Annotated in this window: 21 protein-coding genes; 13 read left to right on the top strand and 8 right to left on the bottom strand. The window is 40.5% G+C overall.

Annotated elements, in window-relative coordinates; all coding sequences use genetic code 11:
* Positions 1–57 precede the first annotated feature (57 nt).
* Positions 58–1103, top strand: a protein-coding gene (locus N1I86_RS04200) for an IS630-like element ISBs2 family transposase (RefSeq protein ID WP_076611651.1) whose coding sequence is annotated in 2 segments (ribosomal slippage) — positions 58–561 and positions 564–1103 — 1044 coding nt in all. Because the reading frame shifts where the segments join, the coding sequence is not laid out codon by codon here.
* Positions 1104–1112: 9 nt separating this feature from the next.
* On the opposite strand, the gene N1I86_RS04195 is transcribed toward N1I86_RS04200, so the two are convergent.
* The gene (locus tag N1I86_RS04195; RefSeq protein ID WP_341095100.1) at positions 1113–1397 is read right to left on the bottom strand and encodes a DUF2777 family protein; all 285 of its coding nucleotides are present in this window, start codon (positions 1395–1397) and stop codon (positions 1113–1115) included.
* A gap of 155 nt (positions 1398–1552) precedes the next feature.
* Between N1I86_RS04195 and asnB the strand changes: the two genes are divergently transcribed.
* Positions 1553–3403, top strand: coding sequence for an asparagine synthase (glutamine-hydrolyzing) (gene asnB / locus N1I86_RS04190; RefSeq protein ID WP_003353715.1), 1851 nt, complete (start codon positions 1553–1555; stop codon positions 3401–3403).
* Between the two features lie 246 nt (positions 3404–3649).
* Here asnB and N1I86_RS04185 read toward each other — a convergent pair whose 3' ends face one another.
* Complete coding sequence (locus N1I86_RS04185; protein WP_003353714.1) at positions 3650–5797, bottom strand: YhgE/Pip domain-containing protein; 2148 nt, start codon at positions 5795–5797, stop codon at positions 3650–3652.
* Positions 5798–6167: 370 nt separating this feature from the next.
* Between N1I86_RS04185 and N1I86_RS04180 the strand changes: the two genes are divergently transcribed.
* On the top strand, positions 6168–7571 hold the full coding sequence (locus N1I86_RS04180) for a sigma-54 interaction domain-containing protein (protein ID WP_341095097.1): 1404 nt from the start codon (positions 6168–6170) through the stop codon (positions 7569–7571).
* 290 nt (positions 7572–7861) lie between these two features.
* Here N1I86_RS04180 and N1I86_RS04175 read toward each other — a convergent pair whose 3' ends face one another.
* The 3 genes from N1I86_RS04175 to N1I86_RS04165 all read right to left on the bottom strand — a co-directional run bounded on the left by N1I86_RS04175 (position 7862) and on the right by N1I86_RS04165 (position 9634).
* Entirely contained in the window at positions 7862–8353 is a 492-nt protein-coding gene (locus N1I86_RS04175) for a YajQ family cyclic di-GMP-binding protein (RefSeq protein WP_003353710.1), read from the bottom strand.
* A gap of 158 nt (positions 8354–8511) precedes the next feature.
* Positions 8512–8643 (bottom strand): DUF3941 domain-containing protein, encoded by a 132-nt coding sequence (locus N1I86_RS04170; protein ID WP_003353709.1) that lies wholly within the window; start codon positions 8641–8643, stop codon positions 8512–8514.
* A 121-nt stretch (positions 8644–8764) separates the two neighbouring features.
* Complete coding sequence (locus N1I86_RS04165; protein ID WP_341095095.1) at positions 8765–9634, bottom strand: DegV family protein; 870 nt, start codon at positions 9632–9634, stop codon at positions 8765–8767.
* Positions 9635–9761: 127 nt separating this feature from the next.
* On the opposite strand from N1I86_RS04165, the gene N1I86_RS04160 reads away from it, so the two are divergent.
* Complete coding sequence (locus N1I86_RS04160) at positions 9762–10616, top strand: YitT family protein (RefSeq protein ID WP_341095093.1); 855 nt, start codon at positions 9762–9764, stop codon at positions 10614–10616.
* Between the two features lie 276 nt (positions 10617–10892).
* Here N1I86_RS04160 and N1I86_RS04155 read toward each other — a convergent pair whose 3' ends face one another.
* Positions 10893–11042, bottom strand: coding sequence for a hypothetical protein (locus N1I86_RS04155; protein WP_003353706.1), 150 nt, complete (start codon positions 11040–11042; stop codon positions 10893–10895).
* A 361-nt stretch (positions 11043–11403) separates the two neighbouring features.
* Here N1I86_RS04155 and N1I86_RS04150 point away from each other — a divergent pair, with 361 nt between their 5' ends.
* From N1I86_RS04150 to clpB, 4 genes are all read left to right on the top strand, one after another.
* A complete protein-coding gene (locus tag N1I86_RS04150; RefSeq protein WP_003353705.1) occupies positions 11404–12165 on the top strand; it encodes an alpha/beta fold hydrolase in 762 nt (253 codons plus the stop codon).
* Positions 12166–12240: 75 nt separating this feature from the next.
* Positions 12241–12552 carry a metal-sulfur cluster assembly factor gene (locus N1I86_RS04145; protein ID WP_003353704.1) on the top strand — a complete coding sequence of 104 codons (312 nt, stop codon included), beginning with the start codon at positions 12241–12243 and terminating at the stop codon, positions 12550–12552.
* Between the two features lie 347 nt (positions 12553–12899).
* Positions 12900–13079, top strand: coding sequence for a YjzC family protein (locus N1I86_RS04140; RefSeq protein WP_040341183.1), 180 nt, complete (start codon positions 12900–12902; stop codon positions 13077–13079).
* A gap of 105 nt (positions 13080–13184) precedes the next feature.
* Positions 13185–15782 (top strand): ATP-dependent chaperone ClpB, encoded by a 2598-nt coding sequence (gene clpB / locus N1I86_RS04135; protein WP_003353702.1) that lies wholly within the window; start codon positions 13185–13187, stop codon positions 15780–15782.
* Positions 15783–15896: 114 nt separating this feature from the next.
* Here clpB and N1I86_RS04130 read toward each other — a convergent pair whose 3' ends face one another.
* Positions 15897–16079 carry a YjzD family protein gene (locus tag N1I86_RS04130; protein ID WP_003353700.1) on the bottom strand — a complete coding sequence of 61 codons (183 nt, stop codon included), beginning with the start codon at positions 16077–16079 and terminating at the stop codon, positions 15897–15899.
* Positions 16080–16268: 189 nt separating this feature from the next.
* Here N1I86_RS04130 and N1I86_RS04125 point away from each other — a divergent pair, with 189 nt between their 5' ends.
* The 4 genes from N1I86_RS04125 (at position 16269) to N1I86_RS04110 (ending at position 19389) form a co-directional block, all read left to right on the top strand.
* Positions 16269–16982, top strand: coding sequence for a hypothetical protein (locus N1I86_RS04125; RefSeq protein WP_341095090.1), 714 nt, complete (start codon positions 16269–16271; stop codon positions 16980–16982).
* A gap of 180 nt (positions 16983–17162) precedes the next feature.
* On the top strand, positions 17163–17996 hold the full coding sequence (locus N1I86_RS04120) for a hypothetical protein (RefSeq protein WP_003353698.1): 834 nt from the start codon (positions 17163–17165) through the stop codon (positions 17994–17996).
* Positions 17997–18225: 229 nt separating this feature from the next.
* Positions 18226–19203, top strand: a complete 978-nt coding sequence (locus N1I86_RS04115) for a BMP family ABC transporter substrate-binding protein (protein ID WP_003353697.1) — start codon at positions 18226–18228, stop codon at positions 19201–19203.
* Positions 19204–19389, top strand: coding sequence for a ComZ family protein (locus N1I86_RS04110; RefSeq protein WP_003353696.1), 186 nt, complete (start codon positions 19204–19206; stop codon positions 19387–19389).
* Positions 19390–19511: 122 nt separating this feature from the next.
* Here the strand turns inward: N1I86_RS04110 and N1I86_RS04105 are convergent, their stop codons facing one another.
* A complete protein-coding gene (locus tag N1I86_RS04105) occupies positions 19512–19754 on the bottom strand; it encodes a hypothetical protein (protein ID WP_003353695.1) in 243 nt (80 codons plus the stop codon).
* Positions 19755–19998: 244 nt separating this feature from the next.
* Here N1I86_RS04105 and N1I86_RS04100 point away from each other — a divergent pair, with 244 nt between their 5' ends.
* A complete protein-coding gene (locus N1I86_RS04100; protein ID WP_040341178.1) occupies positions 19999–20931 on the top strand; it encodes a beta-ketoacyl-ACP synthase III in 933 nt (310 codons plus the stop codon).
* Positions 20932–20955 lie beyond the last annotated feature (24 nt).

Raw genomic sequence — 20955 nt, 5'->3', positions numbered from 1 at the left:
TTCTCCCGTTCCACGGCGAATAAATACAAAGAGAAAATAGGGGAACGGAGAGAAAATATGATGCCAAATCACAAAGACGAGATCGAAAAGTTGTCCACTGCCATGAAAGAAGCAAAAAGTAAACGAGCATATGAACGCTACCAAGCGATTTATCTTCATTTGCAGGGATATACCAAAGGAGAAATCGCAACGATTATTGGTCGATCCAAGAAAACTATTTATAACTATATTCATGCCTACGCCCAGCGCGGTCTTGATGGACTGGAGATGAAATACTCACCTGGCGCCCCACGTCGATTGACCCCTGAGCAGGAAAAAGAGCTGGCTTTGATCATTGAACATCAGCTCCCCGTAGATGTGGGATTCGAAGCAAAATATAATTGGACGCTTGCGATAATCGCTGAACTCATTCAACAAAAGTGGGGGCCAACATACACGCTTCGCGGAACAAGTGACATTCTGCATCGGTTAGGGCTAAGCTATACGAAACCGACCTATACACTAGCCAATGCCGATGAAGAGAAACAAAAAGAATTCGTCGAAATCACCTTCCCTGAAGTAAAAAAAAACTGGTAGATGGGAACATCGCCCATGTCCTCTTTCAAGATGAGTCGATGATTCGTGATTACCAAGCGATTCAAAAAACATGGTTTGTCAAAGGAAAACAACGAATCATTCCGACGTTTGGAAAACATCAAGGGCTGAAGCTGATTGGCACGTTGAACTACGAAACAGGGGAAGTGTTTTGCATCGAAGAAGAATGCTATGACGCGGAAACATTTCTTCGATTTCTTCAACTTGTGTTAGAACGCTATCCCACAGGCAAAATAGTGATGATTTTAGATAACGCTCGAATTCACCATGCCAAACTCATTCAGCCATTTTTAAAAGAACACGAAGATCGGTTAGAGCTCGTCTTTTTGCCACCATACAGTCCGCAATTGAACTTGATTGAAGGGCTATGGAAATGGCTGAAATCAGACGTGATTTACAACGTGTTCTATTCGAGTGTGCAAGAAATTAGAAAGAATGTCCAAGCCTTTATTCAGCGAATCAACCAGAAACCAGAACAAACGATCGATCGTTTGTGTGTTCAGTTGTAAATCTTTAATTCAACTTATATAGACTAGACTTTTTTTTATCCTCAGCTGATCGGAATCATGCAACATAATCAGCTTCGATTCAGTTTGAACGGCACCGTCAGCGGTAAGAATTCCATGGATCCATTGGTGTTGGCGGTAAAGCTGTACTTCTTTTTGTTCAAACAATTCTAAATTGATGGCTTCATCACTTTCGTCATCAAAAAAGATCCATTCTTGACGTATATATTCCACCACTCCTTGTTGATAAGACCGGATTTGTTGTTCCAACAACTGATTCCTGTCCCACTTTCCCATTGATGATTCTCCTGTCGTATTAAACGGATATTTTCATTTATTGACAATTTCCTACCTTTTCATTCATGGAAAAGGACAATGAACATATAACGGGTCCTTTGAATAGAATGATTAGGCAAATATCCATTCTATTTTTTCAAAGGAGGCACTCAACTATGTGCGGGATAACAGGATGGGCAGATTTCAAAAAAAATTTAAGGCCTTTTACGGAACAAATCGTGAATATGACAGAAACATTGCAAAATCGCGGACCTGATCAGACGAATTATTTTCAGCAGGATCATCTATTGTTTGGCCATAAACGGTTGATTGTGGTGGATCCTGATGGTGGCAGGCAGCCCATGACGAAAACACACAACGAAAGAACGTACACGATCATCTACAATGGCGAGTTATATAATACGGAAGATATCAGAAAAGTTCTTTTATCAAAAGGATATGCATTTCAAGGTCACTCTGACACAGAGGTATTACTTACTTCTTTCGTAGAATGGAAAGAAGATTGTTTGGAATACTTAAATGGGATTTTTGCTTTTGCCATATGGGATCATGAGAAGGAGAAGCTGTTTCTTGCGAGGGATCGTGTCGGTGTTAAGCCGCTCTTTTATACTTTAATCGGATCAAGCTTCGTTTTTGGTTCGGAGATCAAAGCGATTTTAGCCCATTCGGATACGAGAGCGGAAATTGACAGAGAAGGATTGGCGGAAGTGATGGGTCTTGGTCCTGCACGAATTCCCGGGTCAGGTGTCTTCCGAAACATAAAAGAATTAAAGCCGGGGCACGCTTTGGCTTTCTCAAAAGAAGGGCTGAACATTTGGCGATATTGGAACGTGAAAAGCGACATTCACCAAGATTCAATGGAAGAAACGATTGAAAAAGTACGCTTCCTCGTTCAAGATGCGGTCACTCGCCAACTCGTATCGGACGTACCGCTTTGTACGTTTTTATCAGGGGGAGTCGATTCCAGCGCCATCACGGCCATTGCTTCACGCTCGTTTAAGGAAAAACGGAAAGGCACTCTTCACACTTATTCCATCGATTATGAAGAGAATGACCAATTTTTTCAAGCCAATGATTTTCAGCCTAATGCAGACGGTCCATGGATTAAACTAGTTTCCGACCATTTAGGGACGATTCACCATAATTGCGTCATCTCACAGGAAACGTTGAAAAATTATTTGCCGGCTGCCGTTCATGCTAGAGATCTTCCGGGAATGGCAGATGTTGATTCTTCTTTGTTATGGTTTTCACAAGAAATTAAAAAAAGTTTTGTCGTCGGGTTATCAGGGGAATGCGCGGACGAAATTTTCGGAGGATATCCTTGGTTTCATCGATCGGACGATTTTAATCGCGAAGGTTTCCCGTGGATGAGAGCAACAAATGAAAGAGAACAGCTGTTAAATGATGAATGGAGGAAAAAATTAAACTTAAAAGAATTTGTGCTCCATCAATATCGAGAAGCGGTGAAAGAGGTTCCCGTTTTAGAAGGGGAAAATTCGATTGATGCGAGAAGAAGGGAATTGTTTTATTTGAATTTGACTTGGTTTATGCCGGTGCTTTTGGACAGAAAAGACCGGATGAGTATGGGAGCCAGTCTGGAAGTAAGGGTTCCATACGCTGATCATCGCTTGGTGGAATATGTTTGGAATATTCCGTGGGAAATGAAAATGTACGGCAACAGGGAAAAAGGATTGCTTCGTAAAGCGTTGGAAGGGATTCTACCTGAAGAAGTGCTTTATCGTAAAAAGAGTCCGTATCCTAAAACCCATCATCCCGGTTATACAAAAATTGTAAAAGAATGGGTTTCTCAGCTGTTGGAGGACCGGTCGAGTATTTTGCATGAACTGTTGGATAAAAAAACATTGGAAGAACTGGTTGAAACAGAAGGAAGGGCTTTTCAAGTGCCATGGTACGGCCAATTAATGACAGGGCCTCAGCTTTTGGCGCATCTCGGTCAAATTCATGTTTGGTTTCAAGATTATCATATTCAAATTGTAGATCGATAACAAAAAGTAGAGGGGGCCCGGCTCAGGCAGGCTCCCTTCAATATATTTTGCATCCAAAATAGGAAAGGTTCTATACGAAGATCGGTATGATGAATTAAAGCTTTCGACTAGTGCTCTCTAAATTAAAAAATTCAGTTTCTGCTGCAAATGATATTGGAGCGAAATCCTTTGGCAACAACGGGTGAAAGAGATTCCTGATTCATGCGGTATTCATTCATTTTTTGGCATCGTTTTTTAGAACGATGTTCAATGGATCAGATGGCTTTGTTTGACTTTTTGAACAAAGACTTTGCTTAATCGGTTTAGCGGAGCTTTCAATGTCATTCCGAATACGAGCATCATCAAACCGTAAATGGACAAGATGAAGAGATCCTTTCTTACAATATCCGGCAGCATCCCGCCAACAGATTCCCGCAATAAGCTGATAGCATAAGTAAAAGGCAAAAATGGATGGATCTTTTGAAAAAAAGGCGGGGCAACTTGAATGGGGAATGTTCCGCCTGATGCAGAAATTTGAAAAACAAGCAATATGATTCCCAGCGCTTTCCCGACATTGCCAAACATTGAGACCAATGTATAGACGATGAAAATAAAAATCGAGGCGATGAATACGCTGAACAGTAAGAACATCGCTTTTTCTTTCGCAAAAACGTGGAGAATATATAAATCTCCGATTGATACAACGAGGGACTGCAGCAAGGCAATCGTCCAAAAGGTCAGCAAGCGGCCAAAATACACGTGCCAGCTTTTATAGTTTTCGCTGCCAGGAACATCAACGGATAATAACGATATTAACAGCATGGCCCCTACCCAAAATGATAACACTGTATAAAAGGGGGACATGCCGGATCCGTAATTAGGAATCGGAAAGAGTGGATGTTCTTCAAGCAACACCGGTTTTTTGAAAAAATCACTTTCTTTTTCCACATCATTTTTTAACAGCTGAATGATTTGATAGATATTATGTTTTTGCTCAAAATCCCGTATTCTGTTTGCCATTTCTCTTATCTTTCGTTCAGACTCGGGCAAGTGTGTTTGGGCGAAGGAGATCTCTTCTATCCCAAAATGAATCCCCTTCGAAGCATCGGCTACTATTTTATAGGCATCCGGCAAGCTTGCGTTGGCTTCTTTCAATAACTGGCCGGCATATTGATTGTCCCTGATCGCACGAGAAATAGCGTTTCGAACAGCGGGAACTACGACAGAATCATAGTTCGCCATTAAGTTGGATAAAGTATCAGAAGACTGTTGAGAGAGCTCATCAAGACGCGATAACAGATCAGATCCAGGATTTTCTCCTCTTTTGACTAGATCCAACGCTTCATTGCTTAGACGAATTTCGGTTTGAAACTGACTCTTGACTTGTTGGAGTTTATTGATTATTGGATTCAGTTCTTGCGAATGGCCAAGGTGATTCATGTTTTCCATTACATTTGTCAAACTGTCGATTAAATCGATGCCTCGTTCTAAACGATGCTGTAATTGATCGGCATCCGACTGCAACTTTGAAAGGGAAATGGGCTGGTTTTGAAGTGTGTCGTAAACATCATGCAACGTCATAGCTGTTTGCTCTAGCGTGATCAAATCCTGCTTTATGGTTGGTTCCGATTTCTTTAAAGTGTTTCTAGTAGTTATGAGAAAGGTTGACAGTCCGTTAGAAAACTGCATTCCATCTTTGGTCAACACGGAAACAACCGGCAATGCATTTTGAGCTTTTCGGACAATCGATTGTGCTTTTATGGCATCTTCATAAGCTGTATCCACCGCTTGATGAATTTCCGGAAGCTTTGCTTCTAAGAAAAAAAGAAAATGCTTTAAATGTTCTATTGTACCTAATTCTCTCTCCAATTCTATTCCTAATTGATTAAAAACGGTGAAAAGGGCTTTGCTGGATGTTTTGATAAATTCTTCATTTATATTTTCGACGATCGTGCTTGCTCCCGTTTTCGTCATTTTCGGGGCAATAGCATTCAATTTTTCATTGACCGTAAACTTGATCACGGGTTTTTCGGGTGTTTCCTTTAAAATCGACGTGAGTTTATCGGAAAAATCTTGAGGAATGATAAGGCTGGCATAATAATGGCCTGTTTTTACCCCTTGTAAAGCTTCCTCTTCATCGACAAATCTCCATCCTAAAGCTTGATTTTTTTTCAGTGATTGGACTACTTCATTTCCAACGTTCAAATAGCGACCTTGTAATGTGGTGCCTTTGTCATTATTGGTTACCGCAACCGCAATCCCTTTTGTATGGCCATACGGATCCCAAGACGCCTTAATATTGAACCAAGCATAAAAAGAAGGAAGAATGATAAGAGCCAAAATGATCACAGAAGCAGCCCAGTTTTTCACAATATTTTTAATATCCATGCTGTATATTTGTATGACTTTATTCATCTAACTTCACCAACTGAGAAGGAATATGAACCATCTTTTTTATGTAGGATGGCTGATCGGGGGAATACTTATGCATTAAACGGCTGAATTTCTTTTAATTATTAAATCCTATTTTTCAAAAACAGAGGAAGAGATAAAAATTTTAAAGTATTTCATCGACACATGAACGACATTTATCGATTTTATGTGAGATTATCTGACAAATCACTCGTGAGTTTACATAAAAATTGCTTTTATACACAAACCGTTGAACAGATTACGATTTGGAACGGAAATAAAAATAATTCAATTGAAAATTGATCGTTATATTCTGATTTTATATAATATTAACAATATTCATTGAAATGTTTTGAAAAGGTGAGATTGTCTAATGGATATGCAGTCCGAAATACTTGATGCGATTGTAAAAAAATCAAAAGATAATATTGTGATTACAGACGGAAATGGCGTTGTGCTGCGCGCCAGCCCCAATAGCTACGCCATTTATGGAAGCAGCACTGATGATTTAATTGGAAAGTCTGTTTATCAACTTGAAGAAGATCATATTTTTTCTCCTTCCGTTACGATAAAAGTTTTAAACGAGAGGAAAGAAGTGCGCGTCATGCAAAATACAAAAACCGGGCGTTCTGTTATGGCTATCGGTCTTCCCATTTTTGATCGATCGAATGAAATTATTCGGGTAATCAGCTTTTCACATGATTTAACGGAAATCGAACAATTAAAAGAGGAATTTAAACAATTACAAAAAAAGATTGAAAGATATGAAACGGAAATTCAAGAACTTCGAGACAATGAACAAATCGAAGGCAATACTATTCTGAAAAGCAAAGCCATCCAGCAAATCTGGCAGCTCATTAAGCGTGTTGCCAAAACAGATGCTTCGGTTGTTTTTTTAGGTGAATCCGGTGTTGGAAAAACTCACTTTGCTCGTGCACTTCATCAAGCGAGTGAAAGAGCAAATGAAGCTTTTATCGATGTAAACTGCAGTGCGATTCCCGAATCTTTATTTGAGTCTGAGATGTTTGGATATGAACCTGGTTCTTTTACAGGAGCCAGTAAAAAGGGCAAGACGGGGTTAATCGAACTAGCTGATCAAGGGACATTATTTCTTGATGAAATCGGTGAAATTCCTTTATCTATGCAGTCAAAATTGTTAAAAGTGATTCAAGATAAAGAAGTCATTCGAATTGGAGGAGTAAGACCGAAAAAAGTCGATTTCCGTTTAATTACTTCAACCAATCAAAATTTATCGGAAATGATAAAACATGGCTCGTTTCGACAAGATCTTTTTTACAGATTAAGTGTCATCTCGATCACCATACCTCCTTTAAGGGAACGGAAAGAGGATATTGCAATGCTGGCCTATTACTACTTGCAAAAATTCAATGAAAAGTATCGTATGAGAAAATCTCTTCATCCTGCAACGATTGATAAGCTTATTCATTACCACTGGCCGGGAAATGTGCGGGAACTTCAAAATATGATGGAACGCCTTGTGATTACTTCGGAAACCAATATCATCCATCCAGACAATCTACCCTCGGACATTCAAATGGATCGTACACAGAAAACGGATTCTTTATTATTGAAAAACATGAAAGGGAAAACTTTACGAGAAGCAATGGAAGAAGTAGAAATTTTGTGGCTAAGACGTGCCGTTAAGCAATGTAAAACAACATACGAAATGGCGGAATTCTTAGGAATCAGCCAATCCAATGTTGTCAGGAAGCTAAAAAAATATCGAATTAAGTTAAAACCATATCAACATTTATAATTCTTTCTTTCGATTGTAAGCAACTGCCACATTAATGGAACTTTATCCGAGAACTTTTTCATTTTGATTTCTACGAAAATTTATTGTTCATATAACAAGTTAAATCGGTTCGTATTTATCGGCATCAAACCTGTGTAATCGGCGCGACAAAATATATCTGTGGGGATGAAAAAAATTTGCACAAAAGAATAGGATCAGAACTAAAAAATTCCCAATCAAACGATTGGGAATAAATAATCTGATTCTTATAACCGGCATATGCTGAAAACGTGATGATGGATGTTTCGCCTTCACCGGAAGTTGACAAATTGGACATCGATCGGAAGATCCGCTTCACGGATGGCAGCGATGATTTTTTGCAGGTCATCTTTGTTTTTACCCGTGATACGGATTTGATCTTCTTGAATTTGTGATTTTACTTTTAGACCTGAATTTTTTACAATTGTGTTTATTTTTTTGGCGTTTTCTTTATCGATCCCTTGTATCAATTTTGCCCGTTGGCGTACCGTACCACCGGAAGCTCCTTCGATTTTGCCATAATCGATATTTTTAATGGGTACGCCTCGTTTAATTAATTTGCTTAAAAGAACGTCTTTTAATTGATTGAGTTTAAACTCGTCATCTGAGACTAGTACCAGCTCATCTTTTTCAAGCGAAATATCGCTTTTGCTACCTTTAAAATCATAGCGGTTTTGGATTTCTTTTAGTGCAATGTTGATTGCGTTTGTAACTTCCGAAAAATCCACTTTTGATACAATGTCAAACGAATTCTCTTTTGCCATGAAACAACCTCCGACTATAAACGATTTCTTCCATTATAGTAAACAAATTGCAAAATCACAATCAATAAAGGGGTCACATCCAGGTGAGAAAAACGCTGGATGCGGCCCCTTTTTAGCAATCACGACGGTGTGTAAAGACATAATAAGAGAAAGGTCGATCATAAATGATCGGTTTTTTTCGAGTATTGGTTTTTCCCTGCTTCTCGGTTTTTCTCTTCTAAAATGTTCTTTTCTTCACGAGATGCTTGCCGATCTCTTGCTTTTTTGTCATTGTCGGATGTTCTTGGCATGATTTTTCTCCTTCCTTCACATTTTCAGGGATAGTATCACCCAAAAAGTTGATAATATGTGTAACAGGAACGGAGAATGGAATATGTTCAATCTTTTGTGCTGCTGTAATTTAAGTGCATATTAAAAGTCGCTTTTTCTAAGTTCGTTCAAAAAGAAAATAGCCAAAGTACCAGGACCGGCGTGGGAACCGATGGCCCCTCCGGTTGAGTGAATGAAAAAATGTCGGCATCCAAAGCGCTCTTCGATCATTTGTTTTACTTCGAGCGCGGTTTGTTCGTCGTCGCCGTGACTGATTCCAATCATTTGGGATGAAAGATCCGCTCCGCGCTCTTCCATTAAATCCAGCATCCGCTTAAACAGTTTTTTTCGGCCTCGGATTTTTTCGATCGGCACTAATTTTCCGTCCTCCACATGCAGAAGCGGCTTGATATTTAGGAGACCACCTAAGAAAGCGGAGGCCCGGGATAATCTTCCGCCTCTTGCCAGAAAATCTAAATCTTCTACCGTAAAAAGATGCTCCATATGCCGGCAGCGGAATGTGATCTCTTCGACAATGGATTCTTTTGAGGCGCCGCTTTCTAACATTTTAGCGGCTTCGATCACTGCCAGCCCTTGGCCGAGAGACGCACATTTAGAGTCAATAATGGTGAGATCAAGGGATGGGTAAGTTTCTTTCACTTGATCCCGGATCATGACCGCCGTTTGATAGGTACCGGATAATTCGGAGGAAAAAGCAATATAAATCCCTGAATCTCCGCTTTCAGCCAGCTCTGTAAAATGCTTCATAAAAACCTCGGGAGAAGGCTGTGAGGTACTGGGAGATGCTCCATTCCGAATCGCATCATGAATGGTTTTGGGATCAATTGAAAGGATATCTTCATATGCCTTGTTTTCTAATTGAACGTTCAACGGTATTAACGTAACGGAATGCTCCTGAAAAAAAGAAAGCGGAAGATCACTGCCGCTGTCGGTAAATAAACGAATTGCCATATATAATCACCTACCAATCAAAAGTTGTTAACCTTAGTGTATCTATTCTTTTGCCCCTTGACAATGCTTATGGAAAGAGCATAAGGTGAATAAGTACATCAGGCAAGATCAATCAGGAGGAAACAAAATGGATACCATCAAAATAGGAAATGAGGCAAAAAAAATCGTAATTGTCGTATTCGGTGCTTTTTTAAACGCACTGGCAATGAATTTATTTTTAATTCCAGCAAACGTATATTCTAGCGGTTTTACCGGTATTGCGCAATTATTGTCCAATCTATTGCAGGAATTTACGAAGATTCACATTTCGGCAGGTATCTTTTTATTGATTTTAAATATTCCTGTGGCCATTTTGGGTTGGAAAAAAGTTGGAAAATCTTTCACCTGTTACAGCTTTCTTTCTGTGGTGTTGATGTCTTTTTTTCTTCAGTTTCTCCCGGTTAAAGCGTTGTCTCATGATATTTTACTGAATGCTGTTTTTGGAGGCGTAATAGCGGCTGTCGGAATCGGTTTGACACTTAAATACGGGGCCTCCACTGGAGGTCTTGATATTATCGCGATGGTCCTTTCCCGCATGAAAGATAAGCCGGTTGGCACTTATTTTTTTCTGATGAATGGGGCTATTGTTTTGACCGCGGGATACGTATTTGGATGGGAAAAAGCGCTTTATACGATTGTTTCTTTATACGTTTCCACCCGAATCATTGATGCGATCCATACTCGATACGCAAAATTGACAGCCATGATTGTCACGGACAAGCCGGAAGAAATGAAACAAGCGATTTACAGAAAACTGGTCAGAGGAATAACGGTTGTTCCGGCGAGAGGGGCTTTTTCCAATAAAGAGAAACAAATGATGATGATCGTGATCACACGCTATGAATTGTACGATTTGAAAAAAATCATTCAAAGTGTCGACCCCAAGGCTTTTACCAATATTGTGGAAACAGCGGAAGTGGTCGGCTTCTTCCGAAAAGACTAAACATCAAGCTGAATTCCAGACAGTGGAATCTAGATGGATCGCCGTTCGCATTATAAACAGCAGCAAATCTTTTCCATAAAATTGGATGAGGAAGAGTCTGGGCCCGTTCAAGCAGGACTGTGATATGAGCCGCTCAAGCAGGCTCCGTCCTGTATGAATGACGGGCCCCTTGCGCGGCTTGAAGGCTGGTATTAAGAAAGGGTGTACTTCGTTAGACAAGTATTGTATTTCCTTGACGTTTTTTAGTTCAGCCGAAAGTTCGTGATGATATCATAGCTAAATTTCTTCTATGTCACTTCGGGAACTGTTCATTTTTGCGGCTTCTGCTTCGGCATATGTCATATGGTAGGGAATTTTCAACGCATGTTGTTGAACGGAGTTTTTCCCGTCATGGATAAATCGTTTTGATTTATTCCGTTTGCCCATTCGATCCACCCCTTTTTATTGATGAACGAAAATTCGTTCTTTTACATTGTTCCTCATCATCTAGTGCTCCACACACGTACTTTCTCCCTGCCTTTCCAGCTCCTGCATCGTTCGTTCATGGGGGCGAGAATGTTTTTTTGGTCATCATCGATCGGCCTGAGGAATCGCATTTTATGTCATGAATCATTTGCAAAAGTCCCTTTTTTTTACCCACCAATCTGTCAGATTAGGTTGTTTTTAATCTATTCATAAAATTGATTCAACATGACGAACGAAGAAATAAGAAAAATGAAAAAAGTATAGGAAATTTTTGGACTATCGATTATGATACATAAAGAAAGGAAAGGGAGGATTCGTCAAAATGATGATCGTTCAAAAAGAATATGTGAACAATATTCCGGTCTTGCATGTAGTGAAACAATCATTGTTGGATCAAAAAATACCGTTCATCATATTCATCCATGGTTTTCAAAGTGCAAAAGAACATAATCTTCATTACGCTTATTATCTAAGCGAAAAAGGATATCGGGTTGTTTTGCCGGAAGCCTCTTTTCATGGAGAGCGGGAAGAATCCATATCGGAAAGGGAGCTAACGTATCGATTTTGGGACATTGTGGTAAACACCATCCAAGAAATAGAAGCGATTAAAAATCATTATGAACAAAGGATAGATGAGGGCCGGATCGGCGTTGCCGGCACATCTATGGGAGGAATTGTGACTTTAGGAGCTTTAACGCAATATTCTTGGATTAAGGCGGCTGTCAGTTTGATGGGGTCCCCGGTGTATGAGGATTATGCCCGCCGGCAAATCAGCGAAATTCAAAAGCGTGGATACCATATTCCTTTTACGGAAAAGGAACTGGAAAAAACCTTTAATAGGCTGCGGACCTACGATTTAAGCCAGCAGCCGGAAAAACTAAAAGGGCGTCCTTTGATGTTTTGGCACGGAAAAAATGATCCGATCGTTCCTTTTCAAAATGCCTATGATTTTTATTTGTCCAACCGGGATCAATATGAAAATCATCCCGAAGACCTCTTTTTTATGCTGGACGAACAAAGCGGCCATAAAGTGTCTCGTTCCGGAGTATTAAAAACAGTGGAATGGTTTTCCGAAAAACTGTAATCAGAATGAATGATTTGATTACTACCGTAGGTTATGATTAAAATAGTGTTAAATAACGAAAAAGGAGTGAGGGAAGTGGATGAGGCTTTAAAAGAGAATATTCTCGGTGCACTTGAACAGGTCATCGATCCGGAAATCGGCATTGATATTGTGAATCTTGGCCTAGTTTATGGTATAGATATGGACGAAGAAGGAAAAGCAACGATCACGATGACTTTGACGGCAATGGGATGTCCGCTTGCTTCCACCATTGTGGATCAAGTGAAATATGCGTTGAGCGATATTCCTGAAATTAAGGATGTCGATGTGAATATCGTTTGGAATCCACCGTGGACAAAAGATCGAATGTCTCGCTACGCTAAAATCGCATTAGGAATTCCTGATTAATCAATAAATCTGTGTATAGTTCCAAAGAAAATCGTTTATAGAAGTGGAACTGATGAGTAAGAAAAACCACCTGCGCATTGGTGCGCAGGTGGTTTTTCTGTAAATGAACCATCCGACAAATCCATTATTGCCGTCCTGGCAAAAATATTTGCTCCTTCTATCTAAATGTCGGGCACCTTTTATATTCATTTTCTCGCATGTGTTTTTTATTAGAAACAACGGAGTAATGATAATGGTTGGAATGGATGACGGAAATAACCGTGTATAGATAATAGCGGGAGGCAAATTCTATGTACAGGCGCAAATATGCGTCAAAAAACAACGTCGTTTATGCGGAGGGGCATGCGTTGGGACAAAAAAGGCAATTTCATCCCGGAGAAAAAGCGCCGAATAACGGAATTTATGTAGAAGTAGGGGATACTGGAAGCAATGTGGTGAATCCAAAGCAAATCAAATTGGCAAAAGGCGACCGATTCCCGGAAAACTCAAATGACGAACGAATATGGACGTATAAACGGAAACCGTAATGTATGACAAGCAAGCCATCCGGAGACGGATGGCTTTACAGTTAAATCGGAAAAGTGAATAATGAATGTTGGAAAAAGGAATGAAAAACGGATGGAGGGACCCATATGGATATCCAGCGGATGACGTATGCGCTTCAGGAAGGAATGGCGGAAGCTCAAAAATTGGCAGAGCAACAACAAAATACAGAAATGGACTTACCTCATCTGTTTTATGCGTTATTGAACAAAAGCGATAGTTTAATGGCCCATATTTTTGAGCGGGTCGGGTTGTCTAAAGAAGAAATTATCCATTATTTTCAAAAGCGGTTGGACGAATGCCCAAAAGTCAGCGGAGAAGGCGTCCAGTACGGCGCCTATCTTTCTAATCATCTGCAGATGCTTTTTCAAAAAGCAGACAAGGTGCGGGAGCAATGGAAGGATGATTATCTTTCGGTAGAACATGTGGTTTTGGCAAGCATGGATTTACCGGATCACGACTGGAAACAGTTTTTACATAAACATCAAGTGTCAAAGTCGCAGTTGGCTGCTGTTATTAAAGAGATAAGGGGGAATGAAAAAGTGGCAACCCAAAATCCGGAAGCCGTCTATGAAGCATTGAAAAAATACGGACGGGATCTTGTCGAGGAAGCGAGACAAGGAAAAATGGATCCTGTCATTGGCAGGGACAGCGAAATTCGCCATGTGATCCGGATTCTGTCTCGGAAAACGAAGAATAATCCGGTTTTAATCGGTGAACCGGGTGTTGGGAAGACCGCGATTGTGGAAGGCCTTGCCCAAAGGATTGTCCGCAAAGATGTCCCTGAAGGATTGAAAGATAAAACCATTTTTGCTTTGGATATGAGCGCGCTGATCGCTGGAGCCAAATTTCGGGGCGAGTTTGAAGAAAGGTTAAAAGCGGTTTTAAATGCGGTTAAGAAAAGCGAAGGGAAAATATTGTTGTTTATTGATGAACTGCATACGATTGTGGGCGCCGGAAAAACAGAGGGAGCCATGGATGCAGGGAATATGTTGAAACCGATGCTGGCGAGAGGCGAACTCCATTGTATTGGGGCCACAACATTGGATGAATACCGTCAATATATTGAAAAAGATCCGGCGCTTGAACGTCGTTTCCAGCAAGTTCTCGTTCAAGAACCGACAGTGGAAGATACGATTTCGATTTTACGGGGCTTAAAGGAACGGTTTGAAATTCACCACGGCGTTAATATCCATGATAGGGCTCTTGTAGCCGCCGCAACGCTTTCTAACCGTTATATTTCCGATCGGTTTCTTCCTGATAAGGCGATTGACTTGGTTGATGAAGCGTGCGCTTTGATCAGGACGGAAATCGATTCGATGCCGACAGAATTGGACGAAGTGACGAGAAGAGTGATGCAGCTTGAAATTGAAGAAGCTGCCTTAATGAAGGAGACGGATGATGCCAGCAAAGCACGCCTTGAGATATTGAGAAAAGAATTGGCGGATTTAAGAGAAACAGCGAATGAAATGCGGGCAAGATGGCAGAAAGAGAAAGAGGCTATTCAAAAAGTTCAGGAAAAACGCGAACTGTTGGAAAGACTTCGCAGGGAGCTGGAATTGGCGGAGAACCAATATGACTTAAATAAAGCAGCTGAATTGCGCCATGGAAGAATTCCCCAAGTAGAAAAAGAACTGAAGGAACTGGAAAACGAAGCCGCAACGAAACAGGACGAGAATCGGCTTCTTCGGGAAGAGGTGACAGAAGAAGAAATTGCGGGGATCGTTTCCCGGTGGACAGGCATACCCGTTACCAAGCTTGTGGAAGGAGAAAGAGAGAAATTACTGCGATTAGAACAAATTCTCCAAAACAGAGTAATCGGCCAAGAAGAAGCAGTGAAGCTGGTGAGTGATGCTGTACTGAGGGCAAGAGCGGGAATCAAAGACCCAAATCGTCCGATCGGATCGTTTTTATTTCTTGGTCCGACAGGCGTCGGAAAAACAGAGCTGGCAAAGACACTCGCAGAGGCATTATTCGATAGCGAAGAGCAAATGATTCGGATCGATATGTCCGAGTATATGGAAAAATTTTCTGTTTCGCGTTTAATCGGTGCTCCTCCTGGATATGTCGGCTATGAAGAAGGGGGCCAACTTACGGAAGCCATTCGCCGTAAACCTTATTCGGTTGTTTTATTGGATGAAATAGAAAAAGCGCACCCGGAAGTATTTAATATTTTGCTGCAAATGCTAGATGACGGTCGAATCACGGATTCACAAGGAAGAACGGTTGATTGCAAAAATACGGTTGTCATTATGACTTCCAACTTAGGCTCTTCCTACTTGTTAGATCGAAAAGAAGAAGGAGACATTCAACCGGAGACAAAAGAAAAAGTATTGAACGAATTAAAGCATCACTTTCGCCCGGAATTTTTAAACCGTGTGGATGATATTATTTTGTTTAAACCGTTGACGATGGAGAACGTAGAAGCCATTGTGGAAAAATTGCTCAGTGAACTAAAACAAAGACTGAAAGATCAGGAATTGGATCTTAGAGTCACGGAAAACGCTAAGAAGCTCATTGCGAAAGAGGGATTCGATCCGGTATATGGAGCCCGGCCATTGAAACGGTTCATTCAACATCAAGTAGAGACTAAGCTGGCAAGGGCGATTATTGCCGGAGATATTTTGCCAAATAAAGAAGCGGTGATTGATGAAGAAAACGGAGAGCTCATTGTCCGTTCTTCCTAAATAGACGGGGAGATCTGTTCGCTCACACCTTCATAGCTGAAGTATCCATTTTGGACATTGATGAAGGATGCCACAAGCCAAAAGGGGCGACCTCATCGGCCGCCCCTTTTGGACTCAATGTTTTTCAACCGGTTCGTCCGGAATCAGCGAGCTTAACAAAAAGATCAGAATCGCAAAGACAAACGTTAAAAGAAGGCTGAGACTGAAATTAAACGCTGCTCCGGCCATGGCTCCCACAACATATACGAGCATTAAAGACAAAAGGAATGCCCATACCAGTGTCATAATGAAACGCATCGGTTATTCACCTCGTTTTATAAATCAGTATGTACCTATTATACCTCTATCTTACCACACTTCCGTTCGATGATGAAATCTTTCTTACACATTTGAAACTCCTCCGTTTTGAATAGGCTGATTCCTTATCGAAAAATCTGTTGACTTCATACAATATTAAGACTCACTATGCAAAAGGAGAAGTTGATCATGCAGCAAAAGATATTTCAGCATGATAGAGAGTGGTGCATTGTTCATTATCCAGTAAAGCCGAACGGTTTTGCCGTTATGATTCTAGGAGATCAAAACCATTATGTCACAGAAAAAGGGAGTTTTTGGATGGAAAACGAAACTAGGAGGGATTGGATTGACCAGTTGACGAAATCCGGCTATCTGGTATTTTATTCCAGCGAAAAGGCTGTGGAATCTGCATTGAACTTATACCACTATATAAAAAGACAGGAGATTATCAATCAGCGTATTCATATTCTAGCTGAGGGAACCGGAGCGCTTTTACTAAAAAACATGTTAACGGGTATTCAGTCCAATTTGCGCTGTGCAGTCGTCATCACTCCGTGCATTTCCCTACGATTGCATAATGAGCAAGAAAGAAAACAGAAGTTCTTCTTGAAAAAGTTCAGGAAGGAAATTTCTGTGGCTTATCAGGTCGAAGAAAAGGAATGGGAAAAAGTGATCCAAAAGGATACGGTCATCCCGCTGATCAAAACGAAAAATCCCCTTTATTTTATAGAAATCATTGGACACCCATCGTATAAAGGACAATTGGAAATCGTCCAATCCGTTTGTAAAGAACGGATGAGGAACCATTTGCCGGTAAAACTCGAATTCTTTTTGCCGGAGAAGCGGCCGCTTATTATTCGAAAATGTTTGCGATATTTTCGCGAGCATGAAAAAGAATTATAAACCGGAAACGAACGGTTCATAAAAAAAGAAGGATCCTCACAAAAAAAGGTCGCATATGCTCTACCAAAAGAAGCTTAAATGAAAGAGTTTCCTCGCTTAAGTTCATTTTTTACTAAAGATCCTTTAACAGCTAAGATTGGGAAGCATAAAATAGCCATATGGGGAATAAGGGGGATGCCTGTGAATGATGCAGTTGTGTTTTCCGGTAATTCGTTTATTGGATTTGAATTGTGCCGAGTCTTTTTAGAGGAAGGAATGACGGTCCTTGGCTGCGATGAAGATGAGCTGGATGAGGATCGTTTGTTGGAGATAGGGAGAAATGCTAATTTTCAATATCAAAAATTTCATCATATTCAAAGACCTGAGCACATACCATCCCCATCTTATCTCGTTTTTTCTTTTTATGATGGTTATTACCACCGAAAAGAAAACGCTTGGAAGGCGATCAAGCCCGTTGTTGAAAAAAGTTTGGATTGGAAAAAACATCATTTTATCTTTCTGTATCCATCTATTTGGTTGAAAAGAAAAGAAAAACATGATTTATACGTGAAGGCGGAGGAACTCCGAAAACAAGCTGAAAAAGAAAAAGCGCCCGTAACTGTTTTTTATTTACCGACCGTTTTCGGCCCTCGCCAGCCCAATTCTTTTTTATTGGCGGAAGCGATGACCAATCCTGCTTTTCAATGGGAACAAGCTTGCATTGATGAGGATTTTGAGGATGCTTTATACGTAGAGGATGCCGTCGACGTCATCAACAGGCAAAAAGAAAAGTCTAATACTTTTATCCTGGTAAATGCCAATCCGTCGAGCTGGGAAGCGGTTATGAGCCGTGTGATCCATGACGAAGAACAAATAAACGCTTTAAAAAAACGCTGTAAAGATCAATCACGAAATGCCTATCCTTTTGAAACCTTGCAGGTTGAAAACAAATTACCTATAGACGAAGCAGTACAAAAGCAAATTATTCATATAAAAAAACGAGAGATTTGTGATTTCCCCTTTTTTAAGTTTTAGAAGAAGTGTAGAATAAAGACGGGTTCAAATCGGGTACTTTTTCCTAGTGAAGAAATGGGAAAGATTCGTAAATCTCATTTTTCTTTTAAAAGAGTTGGAGGGGGCGTGCTTTATGGATTTTTCTCTTTTTATACACGTACTCCCTTTAACATGTTAGAGCATCAACGCATATTTTGTGCTTTAACAGCTTTTACCTGAAGTGAGGGTTTGGAAAGAGGGAGTTCTCGAAATGGCAAAAAAAGTCGCAGTTGTAATTATAGTGATGATCTTATTTGCTTTGCTATCTTCTTGCAAGAAAGAAGATGATAAAGGACATCTTCAAAAAGTTGGAATACTGGTACCGGAAACCATAAATGATCAAGTATGGGGTACAAAGGGATACAGTGGTATGCTTCGCATTCAAAACCGTTTCGGTGTGGATGTTTATTACAAAGAATGGATGAACTCAAAAGTGCTGACGGAAAAAGCAGTAGAGGAATTTTCGCATAAAGGGGTTAATTTAATTTTTGGACATGGGAGTGAATATGCAGAAGACTTTAATCAAATAGCCTCTAAATTTCCAAATATCCATTTTGTCAGTTTTAATGGGAATGCCAAGTGCAAAAATACGACAAGCCTCAAGTTTGAAGGTTATGCTATGGGATTTTTTGGAGGAATGACGGCCGCCCATGAAACGAAAACAAAAAAGATCGCTGTTCTTGCTACCTATAAATGGCAGCCGGAGATCAAAGGGTTTGTGGATGGCGCCACATATGAAAATCCTGACGTTCAAGTGTTTAAACAATATGTCGGAAATTGGGATGACACAGATCAGGCGCTTCATTTGCTGGATGGGCTGATTGACAAAGGGGCGGATGTCGTGTATCCGGCCGGCGACCGCTACAGTGTCCCGGTTATTCAAAAATTGAAAGAAAAAGGATTATATGCCATTGGCTATGTGTCTGACCAATCGGATTTAGGAAAGTATACGGTGCTTACAAGTACTGTACAGCATGTTGATAAACTTTATGAAGTAGCCGCCGCGCGTTTTGCAGAAGGAAAGCTTCCTCCTGGAAATTTGTATTTTGATTTTCAAGACGGTGTCATTACGATGGGTAAATGGAGTCCCGTGGTTGATAAACCATTCCGAGACCGGTTGAATCGCGATATCGCCATTTATACCAAAACAGGAAAGCTGCCAAGCAAAAGTGATAAGGGAGGCATTTAAATGAATGAACAAAAAAATATGGAATTCGTGCAAATGGCCATGAAATACTTACCTGAGGCGCAAGAAAAATTAAAGGAAGCGGGAATCAAACTTTCCATGGAGTTGATTCAGCCTTTTATGGATCTGTTTTTGAAAGTGATGAACGAAGCATATGAACTAGGGAAAAAAGAAGCCTTAAAAGAATAGGAATGGAAAAGGGGGGAATCCTATGATAATAGGGTTCTCCCCTAAATCATAGACCGCTTTTTTGCCGCAAGTATTGAAAGTCCATCCATTTCATCTTCCTGTTGGACGAATGAAAAGTTTTTTTATTTTTTGATCCATTTTTCCAATAACGGCGTGACTTTATTCAAAAGCGGTTTAAAATGCCCAAAAGAGGACATCAATATATCTATTTGATTCATCAATTCCATAAATTCAACGTTTTCCAGATCCGTCTCATCTTTTTTGTTCTCCGATTTTTTTTCGCCATTGCGTTCATGTCGGCCAAACATCAGTTTGTCAAAAGGGTGTATATTGGTTTTTTGCTTCTCTTCCTCTTCCGTGCTCATAAGTCAGCTACCCCCTTTCCTTCTACCTTTTAGTTTATGTGTCTCAATCAAAATGGAATGGATAGAGTCCTATAGATATAGTGGGTTGAGGAAAAAAGTTTGCAAGACAAAAGTATTTTTGTTAAGATTAGTACCAGGTAATAATATGTGCTTATACCACTTTCTATAAGTCAATAGGCACTCAAAGCGTATTTTTCGCAATGAGCGCTCGTTGAACAAAGTTTTAAGAAGGAAGGGAAGCGTGTTGAACGCAGGAATTATTGGAGTTGGTCGCTACGTACCAGAAAAGGTTGTAAAAAATACAGATTTAGAAAAAATCATGGATACGTCTGATGAATGGATCCGTACGAGAACGGGAATTGAAGAACGGAGAATTGCCGGAGACGATATGGATACATCCGATATGGCGTTTGAAGCTGCGAAAAACGCCATTGAACATGCCGGAATTTCTCCAAAAGAAATAGACTTAATTTTAGTGGCTACTGTCACTCCGGATCAGCCCTTTCCAACGGTCGCATGCATGCTCCAAGATCGATTGGGGGCAACCAATGCGGCGGCGATGGATATTAGTGCTGCTTGTGCTGGTTTTATGTACGGGCTGGCAACCGCCCAACAATTTATCGTTTCAGGTACTTACCGTTACGTGTTAGTGGTGGGGGTTGAAAAACTTTCGAAAATCACTGACTGGAGCGATCGGAATACAGCTGTACTATTTGGCGATGGAGCTGGGGCAGCCGTAGTAGGACCTGTTTCTGAAGGAAGAGGAATTCTCGCTTTTGATCTCGGTGCGGATGGATCCGGCGGGAAATATTTGTACCAAGACCGATATATTCATATGAACGGTCGGGAAGTGTTCAAGTTTGCGGTTCGACAAATGGGAGAATCCTGTATTCGTGTGATAGAAAAAGCGGGACTTTCTAAAGAAGATGTCGATTTTCTAATTCCTCATCAAGCCAATATCCGGATTATGGAATCTGCTCGCCAACGCTTGGAGCTTCCTGTTGAAAAAATGTCGAAAACCGTTCATAAATACGGAAATACTTCTGCTGCCTCTATTCCAATTTCGCTTGTGGAAGAACTGGAAGCTGGTAAAATAAAAGATGATCAGGTTATCGTGATGGTAGGATTTGGAGGTGGTCTGACATGGGGAGCTGTTCTTCTAAGATGGGGACGGTAAAAATAAATCTTCTTGAACTCGTAA

Origin of the sequence: Bacillus sp. FSL W8-0116, assembly GCF_038003825.1 — a bacterium.
GTDB lineage: Bacteria > Bacillota > Bacilli > Bacillales > DSM-4216 > Bacillus_O > Bacillus_O smithii.
Note: the sequence above shows the minus strand (reverse complement) of the source record. Positions and strands in the feature narration are given on the sequence as shown.

Coding starts and splice junctions, on each gene's coding strand:
- N1I86_RS04195 (WP_341095100.1), bottom strand. CDS start 1,397: ATGGGAAAGTGGGACAGGAATCAGTTGTTGGAACAACAAATCCGGTCT.
- asnB (WP_003353715.1), top strand. CDS start 1,553: ATGTGCGGGATAACAGGATGGGCAGATTTCAAAAAAAATTTAAGGCCT.
- N1I86_RS04185 (WP_003353714.1), bottom strand. CDS start 5,797: ATGAATAAAGTCATACAAATATACAGCATGGATATTAAAAATATTGTG.
- N1I86_RS04180 (WP_341095097.1), top strand. CDS start 6,168: ATGGATATGCAGTCCGAAATACTTGATGCGATTGTAAAAAAATCAAAA.
- N1I86_RS04175 (WP_003353710.1), bottom strand. CDS start 8,353: ATGGCAAAAGAGAATTCGTTTGACATTGTATCAAAAGTGGATTTTTCG.
- N1I86_RS04170 (WP_003353709.1), bottom strand. CDS start 8,643: ATGCCAAGAACATCCGACAATGACAAAAAAGCAAGAGATCGGCAAGCA.
- N1I86_RS04165 (WP_341095095.1), bottom strand. CDS start 9,634: ATGGCAATTCGTTTATTTACCGACAGCGGCAGTGATCTTCCGCTTTCT.
- N1I86_RS04160 (WP_341095093.1), top strand. CDS start 9,762: ATGGATACCATCAAAATAGGAAATGAGGCAAAAAAAATCGTAATTGTC.
- N1I86_RS04155 (WP_003353706.1), bottom strand. CDS start 11,042: ATGGGCAAACGGAATAAATCAAAACGATTTATCCATGACGGGAAAAAC.
- N1I86_RS04150 (WP_003353705.1), top strand. CDS start 11,404: ATGATGATCGTTCAAAAAGAATATGTGAACAATATTCCGGTCTTGCAT.
- clpB (WP_003353702.1), top strand. CDS start 13,185: ATGGATATCCAGCGGATGACGTATGCGCTTCAGGAAGGAATGGCGGAA.
- N1I86_RS04130 (WP_003353700.1), bottom strand. CDS start 16,079: ATGCGTTTCATTATGACACTGGTATGGGCATTCCTTTTGTCTTTAATG.
- N1I86_RS04125 (WP_341095090.1), top strand. CDS start 16,269: ATGCAGCAAAAGATATTTCAGCATGATAGAGAGTGGTGCATTGTTCAT.
- N1I86_RS04115 (WP_003353697.1), top strand. CDS start 18,226: ATGGCAAAAAAAGTCGCAGTTGTAATTATAGTGATGATCTTATTTGCT.
- N1I86_RS04110 (WP_003353696.1), top strand. CDS start 19,204: ATGAATGAACAAAAAAATATGGAATTCGTGCAAATGGCCATGAAATAC.
- N1I86_RS04105 (WP_003353695.1), bottom strand. CDS start 19,754: ATGAGCACGGAAGAGGAAGAGAAGCAAAAAACCAATATACACCCTTTT.